Annotated in this window: 14 protein-coding genes and 1 pseudogene; 7 read left to right on the top strand and 8 right to left on the bottom strand. The window is 67.1% G+C overall.

Annotation, left to right across the window (positions count from 1 at the left end; translation table 11 throughout):
- Window positions 1-217: 217 nt before the first annotated feature.
- From VHO04_RS16880 to VHO04_RS16860, 5 genes are all read left to right on the top strand, one after another.
- The gene (locus VHO04_RS16880) at window positions 218-1,183 is read left to right on the top strand and encodes an N-acetylmuramoyl-L-alanine amidase family protein (protein ID WP_414713131.1); all 966 of its coding nucleotides are present in this window, start codon (window positions 218-220) and stop codon (window positions 1,181-1,183) included.
- Between the two features lie 4 nt (window positions 1,184-1,187).
- Entirely contained in the window at window positions 1,188-2,333 is a 1,146-nt protein-coding gene (locus VHO04_RS16875) for a DSD1 family PLP-dependent enzyme (RefSeq protein WP_329629399.1), read from the top strand.
- Between the two features lie 240 nt (window positions 2,334-2,573).
- Window positions 2,574-5,090, top strand: coding sequence for a penicillin-binding protein 1A (locus VHO04_RS16870; protein WP_329629398.1), 2,517 nt, complete (start codon window positions 2,574-2,576; stop codon window positions 5,088-5,090).
- A gap of 62 nt (window positions 5,091-5,152) precedes the next feature.
- Window positions 5,153-6,280 (top strand): peptide chain release factor 2, encoded by a 1,128-nt coding sequence (prfB, locus tag VHO04_RS16865; RefSeq protein WP_329629397.1) that lies wholly within the window; start codon window positions 5,153-5,155, stop codon window positions 6,278-6,280.
- On the top strand, window positions 6,280-7,023 hold the full coding sequence (locus tag VHO04_RS16860) for a class I SAM-dependent methyltransferase (protein WP_329629396.1): 744 nt from the start codon (window positions 6,280-6,282) through the stop codon (window positions 7,021-7,023). Before prfB ends, VHO04_RS16860 begins: the two co-directional genes overlap by 1 nt.
- A 127-nt stretch (window positions 7,024-7,150) precedes the next feature.
- On the opposite strand, the gene VHO04_RS16855 is transcribed toward VHO04_RS16860, so the two are convergent.
- The 8 genes and pseudogenes from VHO04_RS16855 to VHO04_RS16820 form a co-directional block, all read right to left on the bottom strand.
- On the bottom strand, window positions 7,151-7,516 hold the full coding sequence (locus tag VHO04_RS16855) for a DsrE family protein (RefSeq protein WP_329629484.1): 366 nt from the start codon (window positions 7,514-7,516) through the stop codon (window positions 7,151-7,153).
- Window positions 7,504-8,253 (bottom strand): HesA/MoeB/ThiF family protein, encoded by a 750-nt coding sequence (locus VHO04_RS16850; RefSeq protein WP_329629395.1) that lies wholly within the window; start codon window positions 8,251-8,253, stop codon window positions 7,504-7,506. The genes VHO04_RS16855 and VHO04_RS16850 overlap by 13 nt, the downstream gene beginning before the upstream one ends.
- A gap of 92 nt (window positions 8,254-8,345) precedes the next feature.
- Window positions 8,346-8,777, bottom strand: a pseudogene (gene dut, locus VHO04_RS16845) (dUTP diphosphatase); the annotation flags it as partial.
- On the bottom strand, window positions 8,770-10,137 hold the full coding sequence (locus VHO04_RS16840) for a bifunctional phosphopantothenoylcysteine decarboxylase/phosphopantothenate synthase (protein WP_329629394.1): 1,368 nt from the start codon (window positions 10,135-10,137) through the stop codon (window positions 8,770-8,772). The gene VHO04_RS16840 and the pseudogene dut, both read right to left, overlap by 8 nt.
- A 4-nt stretch (window positions 10,138-10,141) precedes the next feature.
- On the bottom strand, window positions 10,142-10,423 hold the full coding sequence (locus VHO04_RS16835) for a CcdB family protein (RefSeq protein WP_329629393.1): 282 nt from the start codon (window positions 10,421-10,423) through the stop codon (window positions 10,142-10,144).
- A 2-nt stretch (window positions 10,424-10,425) separates the two neighbouring features.
- A complete protein-coding gene (locus tag VHO04_RS16830; protein ID WP_329629392.1) occupies window positions 10,426-10,683 on the bottom strand; it encodes a type II toxin-antitoxin system CcdA family antitoxin in 258 nt (85 codons plus the stop codon).
- A gap of 31 nt (window positions 10,684-10,714) precedes the next feature.
- Window positions 10,715-12,259, bottom strand: a complete 1,545-nt coding sequence (ubiB, locus tag VHO04_RS16825; RefSeq protein WP_329629391.1) for a 2-polyprenylphenol 6-hydroxylase — start codon at window positions 12,257-12,259, stop codon at window positions 10,715-10,717.
- Window positions 12,256-12,993, bottom strand: coding sequence for a class I SAM-dependent methyltransferase (locus VHO04_RS16820; protein WP_329629390.1), 738 nt, complete (start codon window positions 12,991-12,993; stop codon window positions 12,256-12,258). The genes ubiB and VHO04_RS16820 overlap by 4 nt, the downstream gene beginning before the upstream one ends.
- A 93-nt stretch (window positions 12,994-13,086) precedes the next feature.
- Here VHO04_RS16820 and mutM point away from each other — a divergent pair, with 93 nt between their 5' ends.
- Complete coding sequence (gene mutM, locus VHO04_RS16815) at window positions 13,087-13,899, top strand: bifunctional DNA-formamidopyrimidine glycosylase/DNA-(apurinic or apyrimidinic site) lyase (RefSeq protein WP_329629483.1); 813 nt, start codon at window positions 13,087-13,089, stop codon at window positions 13,897-13,899.
- A 189-nt stretch (window positions 13,900-14,088) separates the two neighbouring features.
- Window positions 14,089-14,352, top strand: coding sequence for a 30S ribosomal protein S20 (gene rpsT, locus VHO04_RS16810; RefSeq protein WP_257547308.1), 264 nt, complete (start codon window positions 14,089-14,091; stop codon window positions 14,350-14,352).
- Window positions 14,353-14,402 lie beyond the last annotated feature (50 nt).

Here is a 14,402-nt window from a genome sequence, read left to right as displayed (position 1 = left end):
CCGGGCCTTCCCCTCAAAAGGCCGGACGGCGCCGGGTCGGACACCGTCAGTGCGGGGGTGCTAGCATCGGCATGGGCCGACGGCAACCTCCGCCGCCGCATAAGATGGGAATATGTCACCCGATTGCAATCATCGCGTGCGCTTCGCGGCGGGTTAACCCCTGTTTGACAGGATGCGGCTAATAAGGGATTCACCGTGTTTCACGGCCGAGGGCTTCATGGTTTCGAACAGACGCTGGTTCCATATTGGGTCGCGACGCGGCGGTCAGGCGGCCGCGCTGGCGTTTGCTCTCGCGAGCCTGTCGTCGCCGATGGCGCAGTCGGCCGACACGTTCCGGCACAGCGTCGGGCTGGAGCGCGTCTCGGGGTCCGATATCGCCCGATTCCGCGCCGAGCGGCCGAAAAAGCGCTACAGCGTCACCGTCCCGATCGGCAAGCCGAAGCCTGCGCTGCCGCTTCCCGCGATCGAAGGGCCGGCCGATCCGCGCCTGCCGCTCGTCGTGATCGATGCGGGGCATGGCGGGCACGATCCCGGCGCAATCTCGCCGCACGGCGGCCAGCGCGAGAAGGATATCACGCTGGCGCTCGCCAAGGCGATCCGCGACGCGCTGGTCGCGCAGGGCCGCGTGCGCGTCGCACTGACGCGGGCCGACGACCGCTTTCTGGTGCTCGAGGAGCGGTACGGCATCGCGCGGCGGCTGAAGGCCGACCTCTTCCTCTCGATTCACGCCGACGCCGCCGCGAACGAACAGGCGCACGGCGCGTCGGTCTATACGCTGTCGGAGGTCGCGTCGGACCGCGAAGCGGCGCGGCTCGCGGCGCGCGAGAACAAGGCGAACATCATCAACGGCGTCGACCTGGGCGCGCATGGCAGCGCGGTATCGTCGATCCTGCTCGACCTCACCCAGCGCGAGACGATGAACACGGCGTCGGACTTCGCGCGTCTGCTCCAGCGCGAGGCGTCGGACGAGGTGGATTTCCGCACGACCGCGCACCGCTTCGCGTCGTTCGTGGTGCTGAAGGCGCCCGACACGCCGTCGATCCTGTTCGAGACCGGCTTCGTGTCGAACAAGGCGGACGCCGAATTTCTGTCGTCGAAGGCGGGGCAGCAAAAGATCGCGCGCGGGGTGCGCGACGCGGTGCAGATTCATTTCGCGCGCCGGATCGCGGCGACGGGACGCTGACGGCATGAGCGACGATATCAGCCTGCACGCGCATCTGATCGGCCGGCAGGGCTCGCGCGCGGACCTCAACACGCCGGTGCTGGTGCTCGATGTCGAGGCGCTCGACCGCAACATCGCAGCGATGGCGGCGCTCGCCGCGGGGCATGGCGTCGGGCTGCGCCCCCATGCCAAGACGCACAAGAGCGTCGATATCGCGAAGCGGCAGTTGGGCGCGGGCGCGCTTGGGGTCTGCTGCGCGAAGATCGGTGAGGCGGAGGTGCTGGTGGACGGCGGCATCGCGGGCATCCTCATCACCTCGCCGGTCGCCGCCCCGCGCGCGATCGACCGGCTCGCGGCGCTCGCAGCGCGCGCCGACGGCCTGATGGCGGTCGTCGATCATCCCGCCGTCGCCGAACGGATCGACGCGGCGCTGGAAGTTGCGGGCGCGACGCTCGACGTCGTGATCGACATCGATCCGGGCATCCGGCGCACCGGGGTCGCGTCGGCCGAGGCGGCGGTCGATCTGGCGCGGGCGATCACGGCGCTGCCGCGCCTTCGCTACCGCGGCGTCCAATATTATTGCGGGTCGCAGCAGCATATCGAGGTTTATGCCGAACGCCGCGCCGCGATCGTCGAGCGCACCGATTATCTGAAGAGCGTCATCGCGGCGCTCGCCGAAGCGGGCTTCGCGCCGGGGATCGTCACCGGATCGGGCACCGGCACGCACCGCATCGATCTCGACCTCGGCGTCTTCACCGAGCTTCAGGCGGGTTCCTATGTCTTCATGGACACGCAATATCTCGATTGCGACCTGAGCGGCGACGGCGATGTCCCGTTCGAAACCGCGCTCGGCGTCGATGCGCGCGTCGTCAGCGCCAATCACGCCGGGCTCGTGACGATCGACGCGGGGTTCAAGGCGCTATCGACCGACGGCGGGGTCGCGGTCGTCCGGCGCGGCGCGCCCGAGGATGCGCGCTTCGCCTTCATGGGTGACGAGCATTCGGCGCTGATCGCTTCCGGTATCGGAGATCGGCTCGCGCCGGGCGATCCGGTGATGCTGACGGTTCCGCACTGCGACCCGACGGTGAACCTCTATGATCATTATCATGTCGTGTCGGGCGACACGCTGGTCGCGATTTGGCCCGTGAGCGCGCGCGGCCGGGCGCGGTAGAAGATATTTTGCACGAAGACACAAAGACACGAAGAGGCTGGTTAGGGCCGACAGGCCCCTTATCTCCTTCACCGGCGTGAAAAGATGTGTCGTTGAGGGAGAAGGCCGCTTTGCGGCAATCACGACCTCTTCGTGTCTTTGTGTCTTCGTGCGAACCGGCTGGAAACACTCGCTACCTGTCGGCAACCCGCCGCAAGCCCGCTTCCCTTTCGCGCGCGCAGCCTTTAGAGGCTTGGCCCTATGCCGTCCGAGACCATGTCCCATTTCCGCTACCGCCTGCGCCGCGACGGCAATGCGGCCATGTCCTGGTTTCGCGAGATGTGGCTGCGCCGCTGGTTCCGCTGGCTCGGCTATCTGATCGGCGTGGGGCTGCTGGCGCTGATCCTGGGCTGGATCGTCTTCGCGCGCAACCTGCCGTCGGTCGACCAGCTTCGCGATTACGAGCCGCCGCTGCCGACGATGGTCCGCGACGGTGAGGGCAAGCCGGTCCACAGCTATGCGCGCGAACGGCGCGTCCAGCTCGAATATAGCGAATATCCGCCGCTCCTCGTCCGCGCCTATCTGGCGGCGGAAGACCGCACTTTCTTCGAGCATGGCGGGATCGACTATCCCGGCATCGTCAGCGCGATCATCACCAATCTGACGAACAGCGGCCGCCCGATCGGCGCCTCGACGATCACCCAGCAGGTCGCGAAGAATCTGCTCCTTACCAACGAGGTCAGCTATACCCGCAAGATTCGCGAGGCGATCCTCGCCAAGCGCATCGAGGCGGCGCTAACCAAGGAGCAGATTCTCGAGCTTTATCTGAACGAAATCCCCCTCGGCCGCCGCAGCTTCGGTGTGCAGGCGGCGGCGCGCGCCTATTTCGACAAGGATGTCGATCAGCTCGCGCTCCACGAAATGGCTTTCCTCGCCATCCTGCCCAAGGCGCCCGAAACCTATGGCCGCGCACGCAATGCCGACAAGGCGATGGCGCGGCGCAATTTCGTCCTTTCGGAAATGTTCCGCAACGGCTGGATCACCGCCGCACAGCGCGACGCCGCGCAGGCGATGCCGCTCGGCCTCTCCGAAACGGGCAACAAGGCGGTCGCGCAGGTCGGCGGCTATTATATGGAAGAGGTGCGCCGCCAGCTGATCGACCAGTTCGGCGAAACTCCCGACGACGGCCCGCTGTCCGTCTATGGCGGCGGCCTGTGGGTCCGCACCGCCTATGACAGCAAGATGCAGGAAGCGGCGACGGCCGCGCTGCGCCGCGGGCTCGTCCGCTACGACACCGGCAAGGGCTGGTCGGGGCCGATCGCGCGGATCGAGGCCGACGAGCAGTGGAAAAGCCGCCTCGCGTCGAGCTTCATCGGCATCGATTACGACAATTGGCGCGTCGCGGCAGTGCTGTCGAAATCGGCGGGCGAGGCGCGGATCGGCTTTGCCAACGGCGATATCGGCCGCTTGCCCGCGGGAGCGGCGTCGATGGGGTATCGCAAGACGGGCGGCAGCGCCTTTTCGGCGATGCGCCCCGGCGACCTGATCGCGGTCAAGGCGACCGCGCCCGGCGTTTATCAGCTTCGCAACATCCCCGAAGTGTCGGGCGGCATGGTCGTCGAAAGCCCGCATTCGGGGCGCATCTATGCGATGCAGGGCGGCTTCGACGTGCGCCTGTCGCCGTTCAACCGCGCGACGCAGGCCGAACGCCAGCCGGGATCGACGATCAAGCCCTTCGTCTATGCGACCGCGCTCGACAACGGCATGACCCCGGCGACGCTGATCGTCGACGGGCCGTTCTGCGTCTATCAGGGCGCGAGCCTCGGCAACAAATGCTTCCGCAACTATGGCGGCGCGGGCGGGTCGGGCGAACATACGATGCGTTGGGGCCTCGAACAGTCGCGCAACCTGATGACCGTACGCACCGCGAGCCAGGTCGGCATGGAGCCGATCGTCGAGACGATCAAGACGATGGGCATCGGCCAGCATGAACCCTATCTCTCGACCGCGCTCGGCGCCGGGACGACGACGGTCGAGCGGATGACCAACGCCTTTTCGATGCTCGCCAACCACGGCCGCGAACTGAAACCGCGGCTGATCGACTATGCGCAGGACCGCCGCGGCAAGGTGATCTTTCCGAAGAACTGGCGCCCGTGCGACGGCTGCAACATGAAGGATTGGGACGGACGGCCGATGCCGCGCTTCGCGCCGTCGGGCAAACAGCTCATGGACCCGCTGACCGCCTATCAGGTCGTCCATATGCTCGAGGGCGTCGTCCAGCGCGGCACCGCGGTGCGGCTGCGCGACCTCGGCGTGCCGCTGTTCGGCAAGACCGGCACCACGACGGGGCCGAAGGACGTCTGGTTCGTCGGCGGTTCGCCCGATGTCGTCGCGGGCGTCTATGTCGGGTTCGACCAGCCGCGCAATATGGGCGGCTATGCGCAGGGCGGCAGCCTCGCGGCGCCGATCTTCAAGGATTTCTTCCTCGGCGCGCTGACCGATGCGCCGCCGGTGCCCTTCATCGCGCCGAAGGGCATCCGCATGGTGCGCATCGATCGCCAGTCGGGCCGCCGCGTTTACGGCAGCTGGCCGGGAACCGACCCCAAGGCGGCGATCATCTGGGAGGCCTTCAAGCCCGAAAGCGAGCCGCGCCGGACGATCCGCGAAGAGGAGATCAAGCCGGTCAAGACGCCGAAACGCCAGGACGTGCCTGTCCAGCAGGGCAATGGGCGCCGCACCGACGCCGATTTCCTCGACGATCGCGGCGGGATCATCTGACGCTTGTCTATGGCGCGCCAGCCTTTATGGCCGGTGCCCGATCGAATTTCAGGAGCAATGTCATGCGCGCCGAAGCGCAGGATCATGTCGATACCATCAACGCCGCGCTGGCGCTGCTGCGCCGGTTCCTCGACTGGGACCGCGCGGTGCGCCGCCTCGATGAATTGAACGCGAAGGTCGAGGACCCGACGCTGTGGGATAGCCCCAAGGCGGCGCAGGAGGTCATGCGCGAACGCCGCCGTCTCGACGAGGCGATCACCGCGACGCGCGCGATCGAGAAGGAAATGGGCGACACCGTCGAACTGATCGAACTCGCCGAGATGGAAGGCGACGAAGCGCTCGTCGACGATGCCGTCGCCAGCCTTGCCGCGCTCGCCGCGCGCGCCGAGGAGGACAAGGTCAAGGCGCTGCTCGCGGGCGAGGCCGACAGCTACGACTGCTATGTCGAGGTCCACGCCGGCGCCGGCGGCACCGAAAGCCAGGACTGGGCCGAAATGCTCCAGCGCATGTACAGCCGCTGGGCCGAGAAGCGCGGCATGAAGGTCGAACTGATCGAATATCAGGCGGGCGACCAGGCGGGGATCAAGTCGGCGACGATGCTGGTCAAGGGCGAGAATGCCTATGGCTATGCCAAGACCGAAAGCGGCGTCCACCGCCTCGTCCGCATTTCGCCCTACGACAGCTCGGCGCGGCGCCACACCAGCTTCTCGTCGGTGTGGGTCTATCCGGTGATCGACGACAATATCGAGATCGAGATCAAGGAAAGCGACCTCAAGATCGATACCTATCGCGCCTCGGGCGCGGGCGGGCAGCACGTCAACACGACCGATTCGGCGGTGCGCATCACCCACATGCCCACCGGCATCGTCGTCGCGTCGCAGATCGACCGCTCGCAGCACAAGAATCGCGCGACCGCGATGGGAATGCTGAAGGCGCGCCTTTACGAGGCCGAGCTTCAGAAGCGCGAGGCCGAGGCATCGGGCGAATATCAGGCAAAGACCGAGATCGGCTGGGGCCACCAGATCCGCTCCTATGTCCTCCAGCCCTATCAGCTGGTGAAGGATTTGCGCACCGGGGTGACCTCGACCGCGCCGGGCGACGTGCTCGACGGCGCGCTCGATCCGTTCATGGCGGCGGCGCTGTCGCAGAAGGTGACCGGCGAAAAGGTCGAGGTGGAGGACATCGACTGATGATCCGCCGCGCGGCCCCGCCCGCGGCGCTGCCGCTTTTTGCCGCGCTGGCGGCGCTGCTGCTGCTCGGCGGCTGCGACAATCCGTGGAGCAGCGATAGCGACCGCCCCGAAACCGCGCGCGAATTTCCGCCTGCCGACCGTCCGGTCGCGCCGATCACCTCGACCAAATGGTCGACCGAGGAAGCGCGCGACCGCGTCAACGAAGCCGACGACATCATGGATTCGGCCGACGTCCGCCCCGGCATGACCGTCGCCGACATCGGCGCGGGCGACGGCTATTATACGGTGCGGCTCGCCCCGCGCGTCGGCGCCACGGGGCGCGTCCTCGCGCAGGACATCCAGCCCGAGGTGATCGAGCGCCTCGCCGACCGCGTCGCGCGCGAACGGCTCGACAATGTCTCGCTGAAACTCGGCGCGGTCGACGATCCGCGCTTGCCTGCGGGCAGCTTCGACCGCGTGTTCATGGTCCATATGTATCACGAGATCGGCGAGCCCTACGCTTTCCTGTGGCGGCTGCGCCCGGCGCTCCGCAAGGGCGGGCAGGTGATCGTCGTCGACGGTGACCGCCCGATCGCGCAGCACGGCACGCCTTTCCGCCTGCTCGTCTGCGAATTCGAGGCGGTGGGCTACAAGCTCGTGTCCTATGACGACAAGGCGCACGCCGGGGGCTATCTCGCGCGCTTCGTCCCCGAGGGCAAGCGGCCGGCGCCCGACGCGATCACCGTCTGCAAGAATCCGTGACTTTACCCCCCTCCCGCAAGCGGGAGGGGCAGCGAGAGTTGCGAACTTGTTCGCTACTCGCAGCGGGGAGGGCATCTGAAACGGTGCTGGTCCACCCCCGACCCCTCCCGCTGGCGGGAGGGGAGTGTCAATAAACGACCAGCTGATCGTCCGCCCCCGCCTCGCTCAGAAAACTCACCAGCCCGCCCGCGCGGATATCGGGCACCAGCTCGCTCGCGGTCATGCCGGCCAGCGCCAGGCCCGACTGGCAGACGATCAGCCGCACGCCCATCGCCATCGCCTCGGCGATCAGCGATGCGAGGTCGGGTTGCCCGGCGGCCCGGCGCGCGGGATCGCCGTCGAACGAAACGGGCGCGCGGAGCAATGCCGCGGCCTCGCCCTGGAGAAAGAGCCGCGCGGGACGCCCCAGCGCGCTCGCCGCGGCCGCGGTTTCGAGCGCGGCATAGAAGCGTCCGCCGTCGGCGGCGGCGACGATGAGGCTCAGCCCCCGCATATCGGGCACTCCGGTTCCTTGGCGACTGCGACCTCGCGCCAGCGCCGGTCGAGCATGTCGAGGATCGCGAGCTTGCCCGTCAGCGCCCGGCCCCAGCCGGTGAGCGCGCGCACTGCTTCGAGCGCCGCCATCGTCCCGACCATCCCCGCGAGCGCGCCCATCACCCCCTGTTCGGCGCAGTTGATGCCGGGGCGGTCGGGGTCGTCGCCGACGAGGCAGGCATAGCAGGGGCTGTCGGTGCGCCAGCCCTCATAGAGCGCGACCTGTCCCTCGAAGGCGCCGATCGCGGCGGAGAGCAACGGGATCTGGCGCGCCACCGCGGCCGTATTGACCGCGAGCCGGGTCGCGAAATTGTCGCAGCCGTCGAGGATCAGCCCGGCGCCCGCGAGCAGCGCCTCGGCATTGTCCGCGTCGAGCCGTTCCGCCACCGCCACCGCCTCGACATGCGGGTTGATCCGCCGCGCGGCGTCGGCCGCGACCTCGGCCTTCGGCGCGCCGAGGTCGGCGTCGGTGAAGAGCGGCTGGCGCTGGAGATTCGACAACTCGATCCGGTCATGGTCGACGATCGTCAGCCTGCCGACCCCCGCGGCGGCCAGATAGGTGATCGCCGGACAGCCGATCCCGCCCGCGCCGACGATCGCGACATGGGCGCTCTTCAGCTTCGCCTGCCCCGCGCCGCCGAAGGCGGGCAGGACGATCTGGCGCGCGTAACGGTCGAGTTCGGCGTCGCTGAGCAAGCTTATTCGCCGGGCTGGCGCATCTTCATCGCCGCGAGCGAGCCGACATTTTCAGGGATATTATCGTCTTCGATGGTCTCGTCGCTGGCGACCCCGGTCGAGCCGAAGCCGCCCGTCCCGCGCGCGGTTTCGTCTAGGGTCACAACCTCGGCAAAAGCGGCGTGCTGGACGGGCGCAGGAACGAGCTGGGCGATGCGGTCGCCGCGCGCGATCTCGAAATTATCGTCGGACAGGTTGGCGAGGATCACCTTCACTTCGCCGCGATAGTCGCTGTCGATCGTCCCCGGCGTGTTGAGGCAGGTGATGCCGTGCTTGAGCGCGAGGCCCGAGCGCGGGCGCACCTGCACCTCATAGCCGGGCGGGATCGCCATCGCGAAGCCGGTCGCGACCGCGTGGCGCGCGCCGGGGCGCAGCGTCAGCGTCTCGGCCGCGACGACATCCATCCCCGCCGCACCCGCGCTTGCATAGGCGGGCAGGGGCAGGCCGCCGCCGTTCGGCAGGCGCTGGATCGCGATCTCAATCATCGGAAGCGGGCAGGCGGGCGTCGAGCTCATCGGCGATCTTTTCCATCAATTTGCGGGCGACAGCGCCTTTCGGCAGCCGGTCCCAACTGTCCACGCCAGCCTTGCTGACGATATGCACGCGGTTCGTCTCGCCGCCCATCGGGTCGGCGGAAACATCGTTGGCGACGATCCAGTCGCAGCCCTTGCGCGCCAGCTTTGCCCCGGCGTGCGCGAGGACGTCGTTGGTCTCGGCCGCGAAGCCGATCAGCAGCGGCGGGCGCCGCGCACTTTTCGCGAGGCCGGCGAGGATGTCGGGATTCTCGGCGAGCGCGAGCGGCGGGACCGCGCCGCTGCCGTCCTTCTTGATTTTCTGCGCCGCGGTGTCGGCGGCGCGCCAGTCGGCGACCGCGGCGACCATGATCGCGGCATCGACGGGCAGGCCCGCCTCGACCTCGGCTGCCATCTCGCGCGCCGTCTCGACATCGACGCGGATCACGCCGGGCGGGGTCGGCAGCGGCACCGGCCCGGCGATCAGCAGCACCTCGGCGCCCGCCTCGGCGGCGGCGGCGGCAATCGCGAAGCCTTGTTTTCCGCTCGACCGGTTGGCGATGTAGCGCACCGGATCGATCGGCTCGTGCGTCGGTCCCGCGGTGATCAGAATACGGCGGCCGAATAGGGGGCGATGGTTCGCGGGCGCGAAGTCGGGCTGGTCCTCAATATTCCCCTCCCGCCTGCGGGAGGGGTTAGGGGAGGGCATGTCGGCTTCCGTATCGACCGAAACAGGCCCTCCCGTGACCAGAGTCACGTGCCTCCGATCACCCCCTCCCGCAAGCGGGAGGGGAGAAGAAAGCGCCGTGTCGATCGCATACTTGATCGCCTGCGGCTCGGGAAGCCGACCCGGCCCATATTCGCCGCACGCCATTTCGCCCTCGTCGGGTTCCATCACGGTGATGCCGTCGCCGCGCAGCGTCGCAACATTGCGCCGCGTTGCCGGGTGCAGCCACATGCGGACGTTCATCGCGGGCGCCGCGAGCACCGGCTTGTCGGTCGCGAGCAGCAGCGTCGTCGCCAGGTCGTCGGCGATGCCCGCCGCCATCTTCGCGAGCAGGTCGGCGGTCGCGGGCGCGACGACGACGAGGTCGGCCTCGCGGCTGAGCTGGATATGCCCCATCTCGACCTCATCCTTCAGGTCGAAAAGATTTGTATAGACTTTATTCTCGGACAGGGCGGCGAGCGTCAACGGGGTCACGAACTGCTCGCCCGCGCGCGTCAGCACGCAGCGCACGACATGCCCCGACTTGCGAAGCAACCGGACGAGCTCGATGCTCTTGTAGGCCGCGATGCCGCCGCCGATGATGAGCAGGATACGCTTCGGGGCCATGGCATCAATATCCGCTGATGAGCATGTCGATGGCCGACATGACGAGATAATGCTGGTCGGACAGCGACGTCACGAAATATTTGAGATCCGCCGCCGGTACGGTCAACGCAAATTGCGTGTAGAGTGCCATCGGTTCGCCATCGATGGCAAAGACGGGATTAAGCCGTTCGGCAAGCTTCGGTCCATGATCCGGGCTGACCAGCGGGATCACGAAACGGGTGTTGTAATGGTCCAGCGTGTCCGACTGGAAGTCGAGCAGATACTCGCCTTCATCGGTCCGGAACACGTCTAGCTGCGCCACAGGCGATCTCGATACCGGGCGAGCGGCAGACCATGCTTGCGCACATATTCATTGGAAGACTCGATGGCTTCCCGATTTTCGCGTTTCCATTCTTCGCCCAGCCTTTTTCGGACTTCGCCTGTCAACCCCGCCTCGCAAGCCTGCGAGACATTGATGCCCAGGCGTTTGGCTTCGGCCACCAAATCAGCCGGAAGGGTGATGTTGGTCGGCTTTCTGCCGGCCATGGAGCGCGACGGGCGATTCATGCGCAAAATCTATGCGCATGATTCATGCATGTCAACCGAACCAGTTGAACGCGACCGCTCCGGCCGCCGCGCCGACCAGCGCCGTCAGCGCATAGCGCCACCAGACGCGTTTCTCGCTCTTTTCCCACATCAGCGCGATGTCGGGCAGCGGCGGTGCGGGCGGCGCGCCGCCAGGCTTCGGCAATTGTGCGTCGAGGCGGCGGATGATGTCGGGGATCAGCGCCAGCGTCTTGCCCTGTTCGCGGATGCCGTCGGCGAGCGCGGCCTCGGGGCCGAGCTCGCCCCGAATCCATTCGCGAACGAAGGGGCCGGAGACGTCCCACATGTTGATCTTCGGATCGAGCATCGTCGCCACGCCCTCGACCATCACCATCGTCTTTTGCAGCAGCAGCAGGTGCGGCTGCGTCTGCATGTCGAAATCGCGGGTGATCGCGAACAGCCCATCGAGCATCTGACCGACGCTGAGTTCGCTCACCGGCTTGCCGCGCATCGGCTCGCCGACCGCGCGCAGCGCCGTCGCGAACTCCTCGACGCTATGATAGTCGGGGACATATTGCGCCTCGAAATGAATCTCGGCGACGCGGCGGTAATTGCCGGTGGTGAGGCCATAGAGGATTTCGGCGAGCCAGTAGCGCGCCTGGCGGTTGATCCGTCCCATGATACCGAAATCGACCGCGGCGATCGTGCCGTCGGCTTTCACGAACAAATTGCCCTGGTGCATGTCGGCGTGGAAGAAACCTTCGGCAATCGCCTGGCGGAGGAAGGCGTTGACGAGGTTCGCCGCCAGCTTTTCCATATCGTGCCCCGCGGCGATGAGCTGGTCGCGGTGCGAGATTTTGATGCCGTCGATCCAGTCGAGCGTCATCACGCGGCTCGCGGTGCGGTCCCAGTCGATCGCGGGCACTTCATAGGTCGGGACGCCGACCATCGCGTCGGCGAGCTCGGAGGCCGAGGCGGCTTCGCGGCGGAGGTCAAGTTCGCGCAAGGTCCAGCGGCGGAAATTGGCGATCACCTGCCGCGGACGCAGCCGGCTCGCCTCGCCGCCGAACGCTTCGAGATGCGCGGCCGCCCATTCATAGGTTTCGATGTCGCGCGCGAATTGCTTGTCGATGCCGGGCCGGCGGACCTTCACCGCGACCTTCCGGCCATCGGTGGTTACCGCGCGGTGGACCTGTGCGATCGAGGCCGAGCCGACGGGTTCGGGGTCGAATTCGGTATAGAGGCTTTCGAGCGGGGCCTCGAAGGTCTGCTCGATCTCGGCCCTGATGCGCTCGAAACCGACCGGCGCGAGCGCGTCCTGCAGGCTCAGCAGATTGCGGGCGGCCTCTTCGCCGACAAGGTCGGGCCGGGTCGCGAGTGTCTGGCCGAGCTTGACTGCTGCGGGACCGATCGCCTGAAAGGCCGCGGCATAGTCCGGAATTTTCGGCTGGATCGTCCCGAACCGCGCGAGGCGGCACAGACGCTTGACGCCCGGCGGGGTTTGCGGCGCACTCTCGATCCCGCGCAGCGCGCCGTGGCGCGCGAGGATGCGCCCCCATTTCAGCAGGCGAGCGATATGAGTGACGGGTCGGGTCAAGCTTTCCACCCGCTGTGAATCGCGACGAGACCGCCCATGATCGGCTCGACCTTCACCGCGGTGAAACCGGCCTCGCGGATCATCCGGGCGAATTCGGGCATCGGCGGGAAGCGGCGGATCGATTCGATCAGATAGCGATAGCTGTCCTCGTCCTGCGCGATCAGCTTGCCGAGCTTCGGCACCAGATGGTGCGAATAGGCGTCATAAGCCTGTGCGAAGCCGGGCCATTCGTTGGTCGAGAATTCGAGGCAGAAGAAGCGCCCGCCATAGCGCAGCACGCGGTGCGCTTCCTTGAGCGCGGCCGGAATGTCGGTGACGTTGCGGATGCCGAAAGCGATCGTATAGGCGTCGAAGAAGCGATCGGGGAAGGAGAGTTTCTCGGCATTCTGCTCGGACCAGACGAGGCTGTCGATGCTGCGCTCGGCCGCGCGCTCCATGCCGACGCCCAGCATGTCGGGATTGATGTCGGCGACGGTGATGCTGGCGCCCGAGCGCTCCATGCGAAAGGCGATGTCGCCGGTGCCGCCTGCCATGTCGAGGATCGCCTCTCCGCTGCGCGGTTTCACGCGGCGCACGAAGCGATCCTTCCAGAGGCGGTGCATCCCGCCCGACATCGCGTCGTTCATGATATCGTATTTGCGCGCGACGCGGCTGAACACCTCGCCGACCATCGCGGTCTTCTCGGTCGCCGGAACCTGTTCGTAACCGAAGCTGACGGTGTCGGGGGTAGCCATTTATGCGCGCCTTTGCGGGGAGTGCGGAAGTGCGCTCCGGCCTTTAGCCGGGCCTTGCCGCCCGCGCAAATGGCGCGTAGCCCGATGCGCGATATGCCCGAACTTCCTGAAGTCGAAACCACCGTCCGCGGCCTCGCGCCCTTCCTCGAAGGGCAAAGGCTGACGGCGGTCACGACGTTCCGCCCCGACCTTCGCCGGCCCTTTCCCGCCGACCTTGCGCAGCGGCTGACCGGCGCGACTGTCACCACCCTGTCGCGCCGCGCCAAATATGGCATCGTGTCGACCGACCGTGACGATCATATGATCTTCCACCTCGGCATGTCGGGACGCTGGCGGACCGAGGGCGGCGAGGCGGGGAAGCACGACCATCTGCTGCTCGAAACCGGCGCGGGGCACCGGCTGTTCCTTCACGACCCGCGCCGATTCGGGTCGGTCGACCTCGTCAGCGGCGATCCGCTGGCGCTGTTCCCGGCGTTCGTGACCCTCGGCCCCGAGCCGTTGTCGGATGATTTCGACGCCGCCGCCCTTGCCAGCGCGCTGGCCGGGCGGCGCGCGCCGATCAAGGCGATGCTGCTCGACCAGACGGTCGTCGCCGGGCTCGGCAACATCTATGTCTGCGAAGCGCTCAACATGGCGAAGATATCGCCGCTGAAGCCCGCGGCCGATGTGTCGCGCGCGAAACTCGCGGCGCTGGTGCCCGCGATCAAGGCGGTACTGACCGCCGCGATCGCCGCGGGCGGATCGACCCTGCGCGATTTCCTGAGTCCCGAGGGCGACCTCGGCTATTTCGCGAAGGATTGGCGCGTCTATGGCCGCGAGGGCGAGGCTTGCGAATGCGGCGGGACGATCGCGCGCGTCGTCCAGAGCGGGCGATCGACCTTCTTTTGCCCGAAATGCCAGCGTTGAGGCGGCTTTTTGCCGCAATAGGCATTGACCGGACAGCCCTTCGTGGCTATGGGCGCACCCTTCGAGCAGGGTCCGGTCGTCCGGAACCGGCCGCATCCGGACATTGATTCGCTGCACCTCGCGCGATTCGGCTGCTCCGATGAGGCTGCGCTCCGACCATGTTGACCGTTTGAAAGACTAGAGGAATTTATGGCCAATACGCCGCAGGCAAAGAAGCGCATCCGTCGCAACCAGGCGCGCGCTACCGTGAACAAGAATCGCGTTTCGCGCATCCGCACGCTGGTGAAGAAGGTCGAGGCGGCCGTGGCTTCGGGCGACAAGGACGCCGCGGCGACCGCGCTGAAGGCTGCGCAGCCCGAAATGGCGCGCGGTGTCGCCAAGGGCGTGCTGCACAAGAATACGGTTGCTCGCAAATATTCGCGCCTGACCAAGAGCGTGAACGCGATCGCCTGATCGATCGTCCCGAAAGGGTACAAAAAATGCCCGCCGGCCCGATGCCGGCG

Source organism: Sphingopyxis sp. (assembly GCF_036261875.1).
Classification (GTDB): domain Bacteria; phylum Pseudomonadota; class Alphaproteobacteria; order Sphingomonadales; family Sphingomonadaceae; genus Sphingopyxis.
This window is presented reverse-complemented; position numbering and strand designations above follow the sequence as displayed.